Below are 16585 nucleotides of genomic sequence, written 5' to 3' on the forward strand. Positions count from 1 at the left end.
GACATGTCCGGGGCGCTGATCGGCCTGCTGCAGGCCCCCGAAGACAGCGCACGGCAACTCCCCGAGGGGGTGGCCTTCGCCGTCGCACCCCTGGCACTGGCCGAGATGCTGACCGCCGCCGGTGTCAGCCCCCGCGCCGCCAGCGGCGATGCGGCCCTGACCCCGCAGGCCCTGACGCGCCACGCCGAAGACGTCACCGTCCTCGTGCAGTGCTGGGAGTGACGCCCGGTCCGGATGTCCGCAGGGCATCCGGCAACCACTCCGGGGGAGAGGTTGAGGGCGTCACGGGCGGAGCGGAAACGCCTGCCCCCTCAGGTACGACGGTCGCGACCGGGCCCTCGGGCCGAAGGCCCAATGAAACACGCAAAGCGCCCCCCTCGGGGGCGCTTTTCCTTTGGGTCACGCCACCGTTGTCAGGCCCGCTGCGGCCGCCGGCTTGCCGTGCCGCACCAGCAGGATTGCCGGGTTGCCGATGCCTTCGCGCTGAAGCGCCTGCGGCAGGTCCTCCAGCGGCGTGACAAGGCGCTTCTCCCGCACGGTCGAGGCCTCGGCCACCACTTCGACCGGCGTGGCGCCCGGTACCCCTGCCGCGCGCAGCTCGGCGGCGATCTGCGGGGCCCGCGCGACGCCCATGTAGATGCAGAGCGTCGTGCCCGCCCGCGCCAGCGGCGCCCAGTCCGGCGCCGGATCGCCCGGACGGCAGGCGCCGGTGACCAGCACGCAGGCGTCACTCTCTCCACGCTCGGTCAGCGGACGGCCCAGGGAGGCCGCCGCCGCCGAAGCCGCCGTGATCCCCGGCACGATCTCGACCGGCACCCCGGCCGCCCGCGCCGCGTCCAGCTCTTCCCGCGCCCGTCCGAAGACCGAAGGATCTCCCGACTTCAGCCGCACCACGCGGCGCCCCTTGCGGGCCTCGGCCACGATCAGCGCGTCGATCTTCGCCTGCGGCCAGGACGAGGCGCCGACCTCCTTGCCGACGAAGACCCGGTCGGCATCGCGCCGCGCCAGTTCCAGCACCTCGGGATCGACCAGCCGGTCATAGAAGATCACGTCGGCCTCCTGCAGGTGGCGCACCGCGCGCAGCGTCAGCAGGTCGCGCGCGCCGGGTCCCGCGCCGACCAGCGCGATGCGTCCGCCCTCAGCGGGAGCCGCGCCGGCGGCGATGGCCGCCTTCAGCATGTCCGCCGCCGCCCGCTCGCGCCCGGCGCGGTGTTCGGCGAAGGCGGGACCGTTGAAGGCCCATTCCCAGAAGCGCCGCCGTTGCACCGGCTCGAAGGCCCCGGCCACCGCCTCGCGCAGCCGCCCGGCCAGCGCCGCGAAGGCCCCGAGGCGGGGATCCAGCATGGTCTCGACCTCGGTCCTGATCGCCCGGCCCAGCACCGGGGCCGCGCCCTCGGTGCCGATCGCCACCACCACCGGGTCGCGGTCGACGATCGAGGGCGTGAAGGCGTCGCACAGACCGGGGCGGTCGACGATGTTGACCACCGCCCCCGCCGCATGGGCCTGCGCCGCCAGCGCCTCTTCCTCGGCCTCGTCGCCGGTGGCGATGAAGGTCAGGATGCAGTTGTCGAAGGTCCCGGGCCCGGCGGCAGGCACATGACGGGCCCGGCCCGAGGCCACCAGCCCGGCCAGCTCAGGGTCCAGCTCGGGCGCCACCAGCAGGATCTCGGCCTCGGTCTTCAGCACCAGCCGCGCCTTGCGCGCCGCCTCGGCGCCGCCGCCGCAGATCACCACGCGGCGACCGGCCATCTTCAGGAACATGGGGAAGGTCTTCATCTCGTCACCTCCGGAAAACAGGAAAAGGGCCACCATCCCGTGAGCGCATCACGGAAGGGCATCCCAGCCAATGTTCCCGACCTGTGGGAGAGAGCCGCAGCGCCATTGCCGCGTATCCCTGTCAGGATGCCCCGCCCGAGGGCGAAAAGCAAGGAAATCCGCTGCTCAGGCGCGCCAGAACCGCAGGGTGAGCATGGCGTAGACAACCATCAGCTCGAGCCGCCCGCAGAGCATCCCGGCGATCAGGATCCACTTCGCGGTGTCGTTCAGCGGCCCGAAGTAGCCCGCCGGCCCGATGATGTCGCCCAGGCCGGGGCCGATATTGGCCAGCGCCGTCGCCGCGCCCGAAAGCGAGGTGACGAAGTCCAGACCGGTCAGCGCCAGCGCCACCGAGAACACGCCGACCGAGACGGTGAAGAAGACGAAGAAGGACATCACCGAGCCCAGCACGTCCTCGTCCAGCTTCTTGCCGTCATAGCGCAGCGAGAAGACCCCGTGCGGCGAGTGGATGCGCTTGATCTGCGCCTTGATCGAGGCGAACAGGATCTGGTAGCGGAAGATCTTCACCGAACAGGCGGTCGAGCCGGCGCAGCCGCCGATCAGGCCGATGAAGAAGAACATGGTGATCAGGAACGGTCCCCAGGCCATGTAGTCGACCGAGGCATAGCCGGTGCCCGAGATGATCGACACGATGTTGAAGAGGCTCTCGCGCACGGCCTGTTCCCAGTGATGCGGGAAGATCCGCAGCAGCACGAAGGAAGAGACCGCGACCAGCACCGCGATGGTGATCATGAAGCCGCGCACCTGGCTGTCGTGGAACAGGGCGATGCGGTTGCCGTTCAGCATCTGCACGTAGCGCACGAAGGGCAGCGCGGCGGCAATCATGTAGAAGCTGGCGGCATATTCCATCGGCCCCTGGAAGGCTCCGAACGAGGCATCCGAGGTGGAGAAGCCCCCGGTCGACAGGGTGGTCAGCGCATGGACCGTGGCATTGAACGGATCCATTCCCAGCAGCAGGTAGGTCAGCATGCAGGCCACGGTCAGCCCGACGTAGATCACCGAGATCTGCCCGGCGATGGCCGAGGCGCGGGGCAGGATCTTGCCCATGGTCTCGAAGGCCTCCGAGCGGAAGACCTGCATCCCCCCGACCCGCAGTTCGGGCAGGAAGACCATGGCGACGACGATGATGCCGATCCCGCCCAGCCATTGCAGGATGCCGCGCCACAGGTTCAGCCCGCGCGGCAGGGACTCGAGCCCCGAAAAGACCGTCGAACCGGTGGTGGTCATCCCCGACATCGCCTCGAAATAGGCATTGGTGAAACTGGCATCGGTGGCGCCCATCATGAAGGGCAGCGCGCCGAACAGCGGCAGCGTGGCCCAGAGCGCGGTGGTCAGGATGAAGGTCTGCTGCAGGGTCAGCCCCTCGCGCGCGCCGTTCTGGCAGGCCAGAGAGGTCAGCCCGCCGATGGTGAAAGTCAGCAGGGCGCTTTCGAGGAATACCGGCCAGTGACCGTTGCCGTCGGCGATATCCACCGCCAGCGGCACCAGCATGGTCAGGCCCAGCACGGCCACAAGCATGCCCACCACGTAGCCGATCGGGCGGAAGTCGATCAGGGTCAGGCTGTGGCCCCGGGGCAGGTCGGAAAAGATGCTCATGCGGGAACGGCGAGGCCGCCGATCTGGTCCAGCAGGGTCAGGATCTGCGGCAGGCCCTCGCCGGTCTTGAGGTTGGTGAAGACAAAGGGCCGCCCGCCGCGCTGCGCCGTGGCATCGCGCTCCATCACCGACAGATCGGCGCCGACATGGGGCGCAAGGTCGGTCTTGTTGATCACCAGGATATCCGAGCGGGTGACGGCGGGGCCGCCCTTCCTCGGGATCTCTTCGCCGGCGGCCACGTCGATCACGTAGATCGTCACATCCGCAAGCTCCGGCGAGAAGGTGGCCGAGAGGTTGTCGCCCCCCGATTCGATGAACACCACGTCGAGGTCCGGGAACGCCCGGTTCAGCTCGTCGATGGCGGCGAGGTTGATCGAGGCATCCTCGCGGATCGCGGTGTGGGGACAGCCGCCGGTCTCGACGCCGCGGATGCGGTCAGAGGACAGCGCCTGCATGCGCACCAGCGCCTCGGCGTCTTCCTGGGTGTAGATGTCGTTGGTCACCACCGCCACCGACAGGTGGTCCCGCAGCGCCCGGCAGAGCGCGGCCGTCAGAGAGGTCTTGCCGGCACCGACCGGACCACCGAGGCCGATCCGCAGGGGGCCATGGGGAGAGCTGCTCATCTGGTGTCCCTTTCAGTCGTACCGCGCCCGCTCACGAGCGGAAAAGACGGGTCGGCAGGGTCTCCTGCCGCATCGCCGCAATGTCGGACATTACAGCACAAGAGCCAAGGGCGTCGAGATCACCCGGCAGGGCCTCTGCCGCCAGCCTTTCGGCCAGCGGTTCCAGCGCGCTCAACAGGCGTTGTCCGTCGGTCTGGCCAAGCGGCACCAGCCGGATCGCCGCCGAGGTCAGCGCCGAGGCGAAAGCCATCAGGTAAAGCCGCAGGGTCATCTCCAGCGGCAGCTCCATCAGCCGCGCGGCGCGGCCGAGAGCCACCGGGTAGGGCATCGCGGGCAGGTCCAGCCCGTGAACCTCGGCGGTGGTGCGGGCAAAGGCCGCGCCCTGGGCCTCGGTCTCCAGCCGCCGGTTGGCCGAGGGGGCCAGCGCCGAGGCCAACGCGGCGATCTCTACCAAACCGGACGCTTCGGCGCGATAGGCGGCGGCCAGCAGGATGGCATCGTTGCGCCCCGCGCCGTGTTCCAGGATGTCGCAGATCCAGTCACGCGTCCCGGCCAGCCCGGTCAACCGGCCTTCGGCCACCGCCGCCTCGATCCCGTGGGAATAGGCAAAGCTGCCCACCGGGTAGGCGGGGGACAGCCAGCGATGCAGAATCAGCGCGGGATCGCTGCTCACGGCGCCAGCCGGGGATCGCCGGGCGCATGCGGCGTGCCGTCCTCCTCCATGTCCTCGGCCTGCGCCGCGGCATCGTCATGGGAAGAATGATGGTGCACGTGACCATGCGGATGGTCGTGCGAATGGTCATGGGCGTGCCCGTGATCATGGGGATGCGCGTGGTCATGCCCGTGGGAATGGGAATGCCCGTGCCCCGAGCCGTCATGCAGGGTCGCGCCGTGCTCGTGGGAATGGGTGCGCCCATGGCCATAGGCACCGCCCTCGGGAAGGAAGGGTGCCTCGACGGCCTCGACCCTTGCGCCGAGGTGGCGCAGCATCTCGGCGATCACCCTGTCCTCGCGGATGAACAGCGCGGCGGTCTCGATCTGGCAGGGGGTGTGGCGGTTGCCGATGTGCCAGGCAAGCCGGGGCAGATCCCGCCCCGTCACCTTCAGAAGCGGCTCGGGGGCGGCAAGGATGCCGATCAGGCGACCATCCTCAAGCTGGAGGGCATCGCCCTCGTCCAGCGAGATGGTCTGCGCAAGATCGGCCAGAATGCGCATCCCGCCGTCGGTCATCAAACCTTTCCGGCGGAAGAAACGCGCATCGTAATCGAGCGTCACGGTGTCGGCGATCTTGCCGTCACCCAGCTCGTGGGATCTGAGGGCTGAAAGGGCTCTCGTCACTTGGGGGCGCTCAGTCATGGCGCACCCCGGCTACCGTGAAACATTCCCGTTCAGCCGCCCTGCCCCGCGCCGGAGCCGCCTGCGCGGCCCCCTGGCACGTGGGGGTCAGACGTAGAACAGGTCGCGGAAGACGTAGGCCGGGATCTCGTCGCGGTTGATGCCCAGCTTGGCCAGCTCTTCGTCCGACTTGGACTGCAGAACGGCGATCTGCTCGGAACGGGTGCGGCGCTCCATGTAGGCGACCATGCCGGCCGAAATGGATGCCATCAGGCCTGCGAGTTTCGCAGAGAAGCCGGCGGCGGGGATATTGCTGGTAACGGAAGCCATGAGAAACCTCGTACTCGTGTGTTGAATGCTTGTCTTGAGCCCAACAATAGGTCAGCACCTGCGCCCTTACCATTTTCAATCCTTCATTACCGCCATGCGTCCGCTGCAACGCAGAAACCGTTATTTTTAACGCTCCCGCAGACCACATTTGCGCCAGACGCATAGCTTTTTCCATCACATCGCTGCACTGCGGCAGCCCGAAACACGCCCATTCCCCTGTGCCACAAGGCCCTGCACGCATCGCGTCGGAATTTGTGATCACAGGACTCTTCAAAGACCTCACCTCAGTTGCCCCACTCTGTCAGGAGATCGGGATAGGTGGTCATCCGTTCCGAGAATTCGACGCCCTCGCCCACCCCGGCCTCGCGCGAGGAATCAGGGAAGCTGACGCCCAGCACCGGAATGTAGAACATCGGCAGCACCTGCGCCCCGTAGACATCCGAGCTGGTCTCGATGTCATAGGGCACCACGAGGTAGCTGCAATTGCCGATCTGGCGCTCGACCTCACCGCCGAAAGTGTAGCTGTGCAGCTCGGTCAGCGAGACCTCGCCCTGCGCCACCACCGCCTCGACCTGCCAGTTCACCCCCGGTGCGGGCTCGGGGAAGCCCGCCTGCGGGATCGGGTAGTGGTACGAGATCGTCAGCGCCTCGTCGGTCACGATGGTGGTCAGCGACAGCGGATAGGCGCCCTTCAGCAGCAGGAACTGCTTGGTCAGCCCGTAGTCGCCCAGCTCGTAGTAGCTGGCGAGGAAGGACGAGGTGCCCATGGCGACATGGATAGACTCGCTCTCGCCGAGGGTCGAGGCATAGACGATCCCGCGCGAGATATCGTCAGAGACGGGGCAACGCGCCGCGACCGCCGAAGGCAGCAGCAGCGCGAGGATCAGGGCCGCGTGCATCAGAACAGGAAGTAGCGCTGCGCCATGGGCAGAACCTCTGCCGGCTCGCAGGTCAGCAACTCGCCATCGGCACGCACCTCGTAGGTCTCGGGGTTCACCTCGACATGGGGCGTGGCCGAGTTCAGCCGCAGGTCCTTCTTGCCGATCTGGCGGGTGTTCAGGACGGCAATTGTCTCTTTCTCCAGTCCCAGCCGTTCGGCGATGCCCTCGGCCTGCGCGGCGGCCGAGACGAAGGTGACGGCGGAATTGGTCACCGCCTTGCCGAAGGCGCCGAACATGGGCCGGGTATAGACCGGCTGCGGCGTCGGGATCGAGGCATTGGGATCGCCCATCTGGGCCGCGACGATCGAGCCGCCGATCAGCACCATCTCGGGCTTCACGCCAAAGAAGGCGGTGTTCCACAGCACCAGGTCGGCGCGCTTGCCCTCTTCGATGCTGCCCACCTGGTGGGACAGGCCATGCGCGATGGCCGGATTGATCGTGTACTTGGCGATATAGCGGCGGACGCGGAAGTTGTCGTTGTCGCCGGTCTCCTCGGCAAGCCGCCCGCGCTGCTTCTTCATCTTGTCGGCGGTCTGCCAGGTGCGGATCAGCACCTCGCCCACCCGGCCCATGGCCTGGCTGTCCGACGCGATGATGCTGAAGGCGCCCATGTCGTGCAGGATATCCTCGGCCGCGATGGTCTCGCGCCGGATGCGGCTTTCGGCGAAGGCCACGTCCTCGGGGATCGACTTGTCGAGGTGGTGGCAGACCATCAGCATGTCGAGATGCTCGTCGATGGTGTTGCGGGTGAAGGGGCGCGTGGGGTTGGTCGAGCTCGGCAGAACGTGCTCTTCGCCGCAGATCTTGATGATGTCGGGCGCATGGCCGCCCCCTGCCCCTTCGGTGTGGAAGGCGTGGATGGTGCGGCCCTTCATCGCCGCCACGGTGTTCTCGACGAAGCCGGATTCATTCAGCGTGTCGGTGTGGATCATCACCTGCACGTCCATCGCATCGGCCACCGAGAGGCAGCAGTCGATGGCGGCGGGGGTCGTGCCCCAGTCCTCGTGCAGCTTCAGGCAGGAGGCGCCGCCGCGCACCTGCTCTTCCAGCGCCGCGGGCAGCGAGGCATTGCCCTTGCCGGCAAAGGCCAGGTTCATCGGGAAGGCCTCGGCGGCCTGCAGCATCCGGCCCATGTGCCAGGGACCGGGGGTGACCGTGGTGGCCAGCGTGCCGTGTGCCGGGCCGGTGCCGCCGCCGATCATCGTAGTCAGGCCCGAATGCAGCGCATCCTCGATCTGCTGCGGGCAGATGAAGTGGATATGGCTGTCGATGCCGCCGGCGGTCAGGATCTTGCCCTCGCCCGCGATGGCCTCGGTGCCGGGGCCGACGATGATGTCGACGCCGGGCTGGGTGTCGGGGTTGCCCGCCTTGCCGATCTTGGCGATGCGCCCGTCCCTCAGCCCCACGTCGGCCTTGTAGATCCCCGTCCAGTCGACGATCAGGGCATTTGTGATCACGGTGTCGACGGCCCCCGCCGCACGGGTCGCCTGAGACTGCCCCATGCCGTCGCGGATCACCTTGCCACCGCCGAATTTCACCTCTTCGCCGTAGCGCGGGCCATTGCCGCCGCTCTCCAGCGCCGCGCGTTCGGCGGTCAGGTCGCGTTCGACCTCGATGATCAGATCCGTGTCGGCCAGGCGGACACGGTCCCCGGTGGTGGGGCCGAACATCGCGGCATAGTCCGCGCGGGAAATCTGGGTGGGCATGAAGAACTCCTGGATGGATCGGAGAGGGCGTGGGGCCGCTCAGCTGTCGCCGTCAGTGGTGGTCTTGTCCGGCATCGAGGGCGGCGCCGAGGGCTTGCGGGGGCGCTTGGCGGCGGGCGCCGGGGCCTCAGTCGCAGCAGGCTTGGCGTCAGGCGCGGCCTGAACGGCGGGTCCTGGCGCCTCGGCCTTCGGAGCTGCCTTCGGGGCCGCCTTCGGGGCCGCCTTGCGACGGACCGGCCTGGAGACAGGTTCAGTCAGGGCCTCGACCGCTTTCGGCGGCGCTTCGGCCTTGGCCGCATCTGCCGTTCTGGCAGCGACTTTCGGGGTCGCCTTGGGTGCCACGGGCCGGGCCGTCTTGCGGGCCGCGGGCTTCGCCGCTCCGGTGGAGGCCGCAGGGGCAGCGGCCGCCTTGCGGGGCCGGGCCTGGGCTGGCTGAGCCTTGTCCCCTCGGGTCTTGCGCGCGGCGGCAGGTTTGCGCGGCGCCGGTTGTGCCGCTGGCGCCTGGCTCGTGGGAAGATCCGAGGCAGCAGAGGTCGCGGGGCTCTCCGTGCTCCCTGCCGAAGCTGTGCCGGGCTCGGACAGGGCGTCGGGCCCCGGCTCCGCAGCGGCGTCTGCCGGCTCGGGCGGGACAGGGGCGGCCCCCTCGGGCGCTGCCGGAGCTTCTGTCAGAAGGGATCGCAGCATGGCCTGGCCGAAGCGCATCTGCCATTCCGCCAGCCGCGCGGTGCCAAGGGCCATGCTTTGCACGAAGCTGGCCTGGCGGATCATGATCTGGGTCGTGTCCATCATCGGGTCTTCCCCCTGTGGTCCATGTCACATCTGCCGAAGGTGGCCCGCCCCAGAGGGGCCGTCGTTGCGGTCTGCCTCATCGGGGGGCGACTGGCGCGCCCCTCCGCAGGGCTCACAGCGGTCCCATGACCTGCTGGTTGAAGCCGTAGATCGCACGTCCTCCACCGATGGGGATCAGCGACACTTCGCGGCGCTGGCCCGGCTCGAAGCGCACGGCAGTGCCGGCGGCGATATCCAGTCGCATCCCGCGCGCCACGGCCCGGTCGAAGTCGAGCGCGCCATTGGCCTCGGCGAAATGGTAGTGGCTGCCAACCTGCACCGGACGGTCGCCGGTATTGGCCACCATCAGGGTGATCGAGGCGATCCCCGCGTTCAGTTCAAGCGTGCCCTCGGCGGGCAGGATCTCGCCCGGGATCACCGGCGACGCTCCCATGGGGCGCGGCGCGGCGGATCACGCCGCACCGGGATCGGCACGGGCTGCGCCTTGGGTCCGAGCAGGGCCAGCAGTTTTTCGAGAAAGCTCATTCGCTTGCGTCCCTTTCCTGATGTGTTGCCTTAACGGATCGGATTATGGACGGTGACCAGCTTGGTGCCGTCCGGGAAGGTGGCCTCGACCTGAACCTCGTGGATCATCTCGGGCACGCCCTCCATGCATTGCTCGGCGGTGATGACCTGGGCGCCGGCCTCCATCATCTCGGCCACGGTGCGCCCGTCCCGGGCCCCCTCGACCACCGCATCGGTGATCAGGGCGATGGCCTCGGGATGGTTCAGTTTCACGCCGCGGGCCAGCCGCTTCCGCGCCACCTCGGCGGCCATGGAAATCAGCAGTTTGTCTTTTTCACGAGGGGTTAGCTGCATGTCTTAAAGCGTCCACGTCCTTGGAATGTCCTGGCCCGAGAGCTGCACCAGCGCCGGGATGAGTCGCCGCCGCAGCATGTAGCCATCCTCGGCCAGGATGCGGGCAAAGAGAAGATCTTCCGCAACGAGACTGGCACCCCCCAGCGGGCCGAGGGCCTCGCGCAGCGGCGCCAGCAGGGCCTCGGCCCCCGGCGCGGCGAAGAGCACCGAGGCAAGCGCCCGGCAGCCCTCGGCAACGCCCGGCCGGGCAAGTTGCGCGTCGATATCGCCCGAGAGCCGGAAATTGTCCGCAAAAGTCAATTTACCCGCCTTTCGGACCCGCCATGAATCGCTCAGAGATCCTGAATGTACAAGTTCCCCCATAGCCAAACGGCCTGAAACCAGCGGCTCGACCGCCAGAAAACGGGCATCAGGGGCAAGGTCGACGCGGAAATCGCGGGCCACCTGTGCCCCGTCGAAGAGGATGGTTTCCTGCGGCAGCCAGTCCAGCCGCCCTCCGGGCGCAACCTGCAGCGAGACCGAGACCCGCCCGGTCTCGTCCGGCTGGGCGCGGTAGAGCCGCTCGGCCGCCTGCGAGGTGACCATCAGCGCGGCGTCCTCCTCGGCCTTGGCGGTGATCTGGAAGCGGTCGCCACCGGTCACGCCGCCCGAGGTATTGAGGAAGACTGCGTTGAGGATGCCCTGCCGCGACGCCGGGAACAGCGCCTTGAGAGAGCCCGCCTGATGCAACTGCCCGATCCGCGCCCCAGGGCGTGCGGAAACACGCAGCACACCCTGCGAACGCGGCTGGCGCGGCAGGGCAGATCGCGGTTGCGAATGCAGGTGCGTCACCTCGACGTTGATGGCTCGTCCCTCCTGTTGCCGAGCAGAGTAGCAAGCCGGGACCGGAGTGTAAGCCTATTCGAAAGACCGGGCCAAAGGCCGCCGCCCTGCGCGGCGAACCGCCCAAGGATTGGGCATCCCCAAACGAATGGACCTACCGGCAACGGGCCGGCAGATCCCCTGTGGGAAATACCTCAGCCCGCGTGATGCAGCGTGGCGAAGAAGCGGGGATCCAGGCTCTGGGCGCGGAAGGTCTTGCCCTCGGTCAGCACCGAAACCGCGTCATGAGAGTGCAGGCTTTCCTGGTGGCTGGCCGCGACGCGGAAGTCACCGATACGCGCATCTGCCTGAAGTTCCTCGCAGAACAGCCGGGCCGCATCTTCGACGAAGATCGGGTTGGCGGCGTTCAGCTCGGCGAAGGCCTGTTCGTCCTCGCGCTTCACCATGACCTGGGTCTCGGTCGGCACGGCAAGGCGGGCCATGTCGATCAGGTCTTCGAACCACAGGCATTCCCCAGGCACCACCTGCACCGACAGGCGCGCGACAGAGCGCTGAGAATGCGGCGTCGCCAGCTGGCCGCGCTCGCGCCGGGCGTGCTCGGACAGCTCCAGCGAACAGGGGCAGGTCGAGGAATAGACGTAATCGAGATGGATGAAGCGGTCACGCTGGCCATCGTGATCAACGACCTCCAGCGCGAGGTCGTAATACTGGTAGCCGGCAAGCCCCGAACGCAGGCTCCGGCGCTTCACCGGGTAGGAGAAACGCATCATGATCCGCGCATCAAGGCTTTCAAGATCGGCCTTGTAGTCGTTCAGCGCCGCCTCGATCACTTCGAACGAGAAGAGCTCTTCGGCATAGCCGTAGAAGCTGCGCATGATGCGCGACATGTTGATGCCCTTCTTGTCGGCCTCGAGGCTGACGGTGCCGGTGACCGAAGCCTCCAGCATGTGCTCGCCGCCAGCGCGGTTCTTCACCCGGATCGGCAGGCGGAAGTTCGAGATGCCGACGTGCTGGATCGGGGCATGGGCGCCGCGGATCAGGCTGGAAGGGCCATTCTGCAGGTCGGGCAGCGTGTCGCGATATTCGGAATCGGCGTTGAACTGCGTCGGGTAGTCGCGCGACAGCAGCGGATAGGAGGCGCCGCCGGGCAGCAGCCGCGCCACCGCAGGATCCAATGCATTGATCTCGGCATCCGAGGCCCTGGCAGCCCAGTCGCGCAGCACATCCAGCGCCGCGCGGGCCTCTTTGATTTCCGGTTTCAGATCATTCGGGTGGACATTCATCACGGCCCCTTTCCACTTCGTCCGCTTCGGACGTCCCAACACGTAGGTGTCTATAGCACAAAAATCCAGCAACAGGTCTACTACGGACAGCTAGCAGTAACAGATCATTAAATAATCCGGCCAAGTTACCACAGTGGAAGGGCAGGCCCGCATCGGGCCCGCCCGAAGGCGTTTCGCCTCAGGCCTGTGCCAGCGCCGCACTCCAGTCGGCCACCAGATCCTCGGGATCCTCGAGACCGACCGAGATCCGCACCAGCCCGCGGGTGATGCCCAGGGCCTGGCGCTGCTCTTCGGTCAGGCTGGAATGGGTGGTGGTCGCGGGATGGGTCAGGATCGACTTGGCATCGCCGAGGTTGTTCGAGATCACGCCCACCTTGACCGCGTTGAGGAAGCGGAAGGCCGCCTCCTGCCCGCCTGCGAGGTCCAGCGCGATCACCGTGCCGCCCTTGCCGGTCTGGCGCTGCACCAGGTCGTATTGCGCATGAGAGGCATGGCCCGGGTAGATCATCCGCGCCAGCTTGTCGTGGCCATGCAGGGCCGCGGCGATCTTCTCGGCGCTGTCGGTCTGGGCGCGGACGCGCAGGTCCATCGTTTCCAGCCCCTTCAGCATCAGCCAGGCGTTGAAGGGCGACAGCGCCGCGCCGGTGTGCTTGGAATAGGCGAAGAAATCACCCTTGATGAACGCTTCGCTGCCCAGGACCACGCCGCCGAGGGCCCTGCCCTGGCCGTCGATGTGCTTGGTCGCGGAGTAGACGACCACGTCGGCGCCCAGTTCGATGGCGCGGGAATAGATCGGGGTGGCGAAGACGTTGTCGACCACCACCAGCGCGCCGACGGCATGGGCCAGTTCGGCCACGGCGGCGATGTCGATGACCTCGAGCGTCGGGTTCGAGGTGGTCTCGAAGAAGACCAGCGCCGTGTCGGGGCGCAGCGCGGCCTTCCATTGCTCAAGGTCGGTGCCGTCGACCAGGGTCAGTTCGACCCCGTAGCGCACCAGCACCTTTTCCAGGATATAGAGGCACGAGCCGAACAGCGCCCGCGCCGCGACCACGTGGTCGCCGGCCTTCAGCATCGACATCAGCGCATTGTTGACCGCTGCCATGCCCGAGGCGGTGGCAAAGGCCGCCTCGGCGCCTTCCAGCTGGGCGATGCGATCCTCGAACATCGCCACGGTGGGATTGCCGTAGCGGGCGTAGATGAATTCGTCCGGGCCGGTCTCCTGGAAGCGGGCCTCGGCCTGCTCGGCGGTATCGTAGACGAAGCCCTGCGTCATGAAGATCGCTTCCGAGACTTCGTTGTACTGCGAGCGGCGGGTGCCGCCATGGACCAGCTTGGTGCGGGGTTTGAATTCGTCGGTCATCTTCCATCTCCCGGCCACGGGGGCTGCGCGGCCAACAAAAAAGCCCCAGACGCGGTCAAGCGAAAGGGACTTCCCTACCTCGACCTCTTTAGCGGTTTGTTTAACGTGGCCCGCAATCCGGTTACAAAGCGCCACGCCCCCGCCTTACGCCCCGTCGCGCAGGTGGTCAAGTTCCCTCGGCGTCACCCGCCTGTCACGCTGTCTTCACTGCTCCTTTGCACGTTCGCGCTATGGCTTGCGCAGAGGTGAGCAGAGGGCTGTCACGATGGCCTTGATCAGGATCGACGCCACCGGCGCCACGCCGGTCGCGCATGGAACAGCCACGCCCGTCGCGGCAGGGCTGGAGCGGGCCCTGAACGAGGCCCTGACCCGGGCCCCCGGGCCCCCCGTCGTGCTGATGGTCCATGGCTTCCGCTTCCGGCCCGGCGATCCGCTGCATTGCCCGCACCGCCACATTCTCTCGGATCACGACAGCCATCCCTGCCGCAAGGCCGCCAGCTGGCCGCGCGGACTGGGGGTGGGCGAGGACTGCCTGGGCCTCGCCTTCGGATGGGACGCGCGCGGCACGATCTGGCAAGCCTACGACCGCGCCGAACAGGCCGGCCTTGCACTGGCCCGGGTCGTTACCACGATCCGCCGCCTCGATCCGGGGCGAGAGATCCACGCCATCGGCCATTCCCTCGGCGCGCGGGTGCTGCTCGCGGCCCTTGCCGCGCTGCCGGTTCCCGCGCTTGGCCGGGTGCTGCTGCTGGCCGGCGCCGATCACGCCAGCCACCTGCACCGCGCGCTTGCCAGCCCTGCCGGACGCCGCGCCCGGTTGCTGCATGTGACCAGCGGCGAGAACCTGCTGTTCGACATGATGCTGGCCGGGCTGGTCGGATCGGGCACCCTGGGCGATCCGGTGCTGGGACAGGCCCGTCACCCGGACCTGCCCGAGCTGCGGCTGGACGATCCGCAGCACCTGGCGGGCCTTGCCGCCATGGGCTTTTCCCTGGCCCGGCCGGACCGGCGCATCTGCCACTGGTCGACCTACCTGCGCCCCGGCACCTTCCCGCTCTACCGGGCGCTGACCGGCCCGCGCGGCGCGGCGCTTCACGCCGAAGTGACCCGGATCGCCGCCCGTCGCCCCCTGCCCGCGCGCACGGGCCGGGCGCTGCCCTTGCCATGGGGGGCGAATGCGTCATCATGATCCCGAACACGGAGGACATCATGACCGCACCCATCGAGCTTTACTACTGGCCCACCCCCAACGGATGGAAGGTCTCCATCGCGCTGGAAGAGATGGGCCTGCCCTATAACCTGAACCTGGTGAACATCGGCAAGGGCGAGCAGTTCGAGCCCGACTTCCTGAAGATCTCGCCCAACAACCGGATGCCCGCGATCATCGACCCCGAGGGCCCGGACGGCGCCCCGATCTCGATCTTCGAAAGCGGTGCCATCCTGCAGTATCTCGCCCGCAAGACCGGCACCTTCTGCGGCCCGACGCAACGCGACCGCATCGCCGTGGACCAGTGGCTGATGTGGCAGATGGGCGGCCTCGGCCCGATGGCGGGCCAGGCGCACCACTTCCTGAAATACGCCCCGCAGATGGATCCGCCGCAAGAACTGCCCTACGCGCAGGACCGCTACCGCAACGAGGTCGGCCGGTTGCACCGCGTACTGGACACCCAGCTTGGCAAGACCGAGTACGTGGCCGGTGATTTCTACTCGATCGCCGACATGGCGATCTGGCCCTGGGCGATCCTCTGGGAAGGTCAGCAGCAGGATATCTCGGACAAGCCGAACCTGCAGCGCTGGCTGGACCTGGTGGGAGAGCGTCCGGCGGTGCAGAAGGGCAAGGCCGTCGCCGCCGAGAACCGCGGTGGCATCCGTACCAAGGAAGAGCAGAAGATCCTCTTCGGCCAGAAATGAGCCGCCCATCAAGGCACCGGCGCACAACGCGCCGGTTTTCCACACAGGGCTTGCGCGCTGATGAACAGAGCGGCGCATTGCCTTGTGCCCTGGCCGGGCCTAGCTAGACATCAAACCGGCGAAGGCCGGGCCCGGCCATCGCCGCGCCACCTGTCGCCAAGGAGAAATGTCATGAAATCCATAGGTTTCCTGTCCTTCGGCCATTGGTCCCCGCAGCGGGGCTCGGCCACCCGTACCGCCTCGGACGCGCTGCTTCAGGCCATCGATCTATCGGTCGCCGCTGAAGAGCTGGGCCTTGATGGCGCCTATTTCCGCGTCCACCACTTTGCCCGGCAGCATGCCTCGCCTTTCCCGCTCCTGGCCGCCATCGGCGCCAGGACCAGCAAGATCGAGATCGGCACCGGCGTGATCGACATGCGCTATGAAAACCCGCTCTACATGGCCGAGGATGCCGGCGCGGCCGACCTGATCTCTCAGGGGCGCCTGCAACTGGGCCTGTCGCGCGGCAGCCCCGAGCAGGTGATCGAGGGCTGGCGCCACTTCGGCTACCAGCCCGGCGAGGACGAGACCGATGCCGACATGGGCCGCCGCCATGCCCAGGTGTTCCTGCAGATGCTCGACGGCCATGGTTTTGCCGAGCCGAACCCGCGTCCGATGTTCCCCAACCCGCCGGGCTTGCTGCGGCTGGAACCGCACTCCGAGGGGCTGAAGGATCGTATCTGGTGGGGCTCTGGCAGCACCAAGACCGCCGAATGGGCCGCCATGCTGGGCATGAACCTGCAAAGCTCGACCCTGAAGGACGACGAGACGGGCGAGCCCTTCCACGTTCAGCAGGCCGATCAGATCCGCAAGTACCGCGAGGCCTGGAAATCCGCCGGGCATTCCCGCAAGCCCCGCGTCTCGGTCAGCCGCTCGATCTTCGCGCTGACAAACGACATGGACCGCGCCTACTTCGGCCGGGGCGGCAAGGAGGACGACAGCGTCGGCTATATCGAAAGCCAGCGCTCGATCTTCGGCCGCTCCTACGCCGATGAGCCCGACCGCCTGATCGAGCAGCTGAAGAAGGACGAGGCGATTGCCGAGGCCGATACCCTGCTGCTGACGGTGCCGAACTCGCTGGGTGTCGATTACAACACCCATGTGATCGAGAGCATCCTGACCCACGTCGCCCCGGCTCTCGGCTGGCGCTGAAAAT

At 67.6% G+C, this 16585-nt stretch carries 16 protein-coding genes, 2 pseudogenes and 1 riboswitch; of the genes and pseudogenes, 4 read left to right on the forward strand and 14 right to left on the reverse strand.

Going from position 1 to position 16585, the window contains the following annotated elements; genetic code table 11:
- Window positions 1-222: pseudogene (locus OS124_RS27615) on the forward strand (peptidoglycan-binding protein); the annotation flags it as partial.
- A gap of 177 nt (window positions 223-399) precedes the next feature.
- Here OS124_RS27615 and cysG read toward each other — a convergent pair.
- The 14 genes and pseudogenes from cysG to metZ form a co-directional block, all read right to left on the reverse strand.
- A complete protein-coding gene (gene cysG / locus OS124_RS0120020; protein WP_040607647.1) occupies window positions 400-1776 on the reverse strand; it encodes a siroheme synthase CysG in 1377 nt (458 codons plus the stop codon).
- Window positions 1777-1941: 165 nt separating this feature from the next.
- Window positions 1942-3390 carry a TrkH family potassium uptake protein gene (locus tag OS124_RS0120025; protein WP_029375599.1) on the reverse strand — a complete coding sequence of 483 codons (1449 nt, stop codon included), beginning with the start codon at window positions 3388-3390 and terminating at the stop codon, window positions 1942-1944.
- Window positions 3391-3428: 38 nt separating this feature from the next.
- Window positions 3429-4055 (reverse strand): urease accessory protein UreG, encoded by a 627-nt coding sequence (gene ureG / locus OS124_RS0120030; protein ID WP_010141736.1) that lies wholly within the window; start codon window positions 4053-4055, stop codon window positions 3429-3431.
- 31 nt (window positions 4056-4086) lie between these two features.
- A complete protein-coding gene (locus OS124_RS0120035) occupies window positions 4087-4728 on the reverse strand; it encodes an urease accessory protein UreF (RefSeq protein ID WP_010141737.1) in 642 nt (213 codons plus the stop codon).
- Between the two features lie 125 nt (window positions 4729-4853).
- Window positions 4854-5411, reverse strand: a pseudogene (locus OS124_RS25375) (hypothetical protein); the annotation flags it as partial.
- A gap of 87 nt (window positions 5412-5498) precedes the next feature.
- Window positions 5499-5720, reverse strand: a complete 222-nt coding sequence (locus tag OS124_RS0120045; protein WP_010141739.1) for a hypothetical protein — start codon at window positions 5718-5720, stop codon at window positions 5499-5501.
- Between the two features lie 284 nt (window positions 5721-6004).
- Window positions 6005-6619, reverse strand: coding sequence for a hypothetical protein (locus tag OS124_RS0120050; protein WP_010141740.1), 615 nt, complete (start codon window positions 6617-6619; stop codon window positions 6005-6007).
- The gene (ureC, locus tag OS124_RS0120055) at window positions 6619-8367 is read right to left on the reverse strand and encodes an urease subunit alpha (RefSeq protein WP_010141741.1); all 1749 of its coding nucleotides are present in this window, start codon (window positions 8365-8367) and stop codon (window positions 6619-6621) included. Before ureC ends, OS124_RS0120050 begins: the two co-directional genes overlap by 1 nt.
- A gap of 39 nt (window positions 8368-8406) precedes the next feature.
- Window positions 8407-9156, reverse strand: a complete 750-nt coding sequence (locus OS124_RS27620; RefSeq protein ID WP_010141742.1) for a hypothetical protein — start codon at window positions 9154-9156, stop codon at window positions 8407-8409.
- A gap of 112 nt (window positions 9157-9268) precedes the next feature.
- A complete protein-coding gene (locus OS124_RS0120065) occupies window positions 9269-9574 on the reverse strand; it encodes an urease subunit beta (protein WP_010141743.1) in 306 nt (101 codons plus the stop codon).
- A gap of 137 nt (window positions 9575-9711) precedes the next feature.
- Window positions 9712-10014, reverse strand: a complete 303-nt coding sequence (locus OS124_RS0120070) for an urease subunit gamma (RefSeq protein ID WP_010141744.1) — start codon at window positions 10012-10014, stop codon at window positions 9712-9714.
- A 3-nt stretch (window positions 10015-10017) separates the two neighbouring features.
- Window positions 10018-10743, reverse strand: a complete 726-nt coding sequence (locus tag OS124_RS0120075; RefSeq protein WP_010141745.1) for an urease accessory protein UreD — start codon at window positions 10741-10743, stop codon at window positions 10018-10020.
- 287 nt (window positions 10744-11030) lie between these two features.
- Window positions 11031-12119: a GTP cyclohydrolase FolE2 gene (folE2, locus tag OS124_RS0120080; RefSeq protein WP_010141747.1), complete on the reverse strand. Its 1089-nt coding sequence runs from the start codon at window positions 12117-12119 to the stop codon at window positions 11031-11033.
- Between the two features lie 178 nt (window positions 12120-12297).
- The gene (metZ, locus tag OS124_RS0120085; protein ID WP_010141748.1) at window positions 12298-13479 is read right to left on the reverse strand and encodes an O-succinylhomoserine sulfhydrylase; all 1182 of its coding nucleotides are present in this window, start codon (window positions 13477-13479) and stop codon (window positions 12298-12300) included.
- Between the two features lie 67 nt (window positions 13480-13546).
- A riboswitch (SAM riboswitch) is annotated at window positions 13547-13624 on the reverse strand.
- A 120-nt stretch (window positions 13625-13744) separates the two neighbouring features.
- Here metZ and OS124_RS25385 point away from each other — a divergent pair.
- The 3 genes from OS124_RS25385 to OS124_RS0120100 all read left to right on the forward strand — a co-directional run bounded on the left by OS124_RS25385 (window position 13745) and on the right by OS124_RS0120100 (window position 16581).
- Window positions 13745-14668 carry an alpha/beta hydrolase gene (locus OS124_RS25385; RefSeq protein ID WP_010141749.1) on the forward strand — a complete coding sequence of 308 codons (924 nt, stop codon included), beginning with the start codon at window positions 13745-13747 and terminating at the stop codon, window positions 14666-14668.
- Between the two features lie 20 nt (window positions 14669-14688).
- Window positions 14689-15390 carry a glutathione S-transferase N-terminal domain-containing protein gene (locus OS124_RS0120095; protein ID WP_029375600.1) on the forward strand — a complete coding sequence of 234 codons (702 nt, stop codon included), beginning with the start codon at window positions 14689-14691 and terminating at the stop codon, window positions 15388-15390.
- Window positions 15391-15561: 171 nt separating this feature from the next.
- Window positions 15562-16581: an LLM class flavin-dependent oxidoreductase gene (locus OS124_RS0120100; protein WP_010141751.1), complete on the forward strand. Its 1020-nt coding sequence runs from the start codon at window positions 15562-15564 to the stop codon at window positions 16579-16581.
- Window positions 16582-16585: the final 4 nt, after the last annotated feature.

The organism is Oceanicola sp. S124 (assembly GCF_000220565.1).
Lineage (GTDB): Bacteria > Pseudomonadota > Alphaproteobacteria > Rhodobacterales > Rhodobacteraceae > Pseudooceanicola.

Coding starts and splice junctions, on each gene's coding strand:
- cysG (WP_040607647.1), bottom strand. CDS start 1,776: ATGAAGACCTTCCCCATGTTCCTGAAGATGGCCGGTCGCCGCGTGGTG.
- ureG (WP_010141736.1), bottom strand. CDS start 4,055: ATGAGCAGCTCTCCCCATGGCCCCCTGCGGATCGGCCTCGGTGGTCCG.
- OS124_RS0120045 (WP_010141739.1), bottom strand. CDS start 5,720: ATGGCTTCCGTTACCAGCAATATCCCCGCCGCCGGCTTCTCTGCGAAA.
- OS124_RS0120050 (WP_010141740.1), bottom strand. CDS start 6,619: ATGCACGCGGCCCTGATCCTCGCGCTGCTGCTGCCTTCGGCGGTCGCG.
- ureC (WP_010141741.1), bottom strand. CDS start 8,367: ATGCCCACCCAGATTTCCCGCGCGGACTATGCCGCGATGTTCGGCCCC.
- OS124_RS27620 (WP_010141742.1), bottom strand. CDS start 9,156: ATGATGGACACGACCCAGATCATGATCCGCCAGGCCAGCTTCGTGCAA.
- OS124_RS0120070 (WP_010141744.1), bottom strand. CDS start 10,014: ATGCAGCTAACCCCTCGTGAAAAAGACAAACTGCTGATTTCCATGGCC.
- folE2 (WP_010141747.1), bottom strand. CDS start 12,119: ATGAATGTCCACCCGAATGATCTGAAACCGGAAATCAAAGAGGCCCGC.
- metZ (WP_010141748.1), bottom strand. CDS start 13,479: ATGACCGACGAATTCAAACCCCGCACCAAGCTGGTCCATGGCGGCACC.
- OS124_RS25385 (WP_010141749.1), top strand. CDS start 13,745: ATGGCCTTGATCAGGATCGACGCCACCGGCGCCACGCCGGTCGCGCAT.
- OS124_RS0120095 (WP_029375600.1), top strand. CDS start 14,689: ATGACCGCACCCATCGAGCTTTACTACTGGCCCACCCCCAACGGATGG.
- OS124_RS0120100 (WP_010141751.1), top strand. CDS start 15,562: ATGAAATCCATAGGTTTCCTGTCCTTCGGCCATTGGTCCCCGCAGCGG.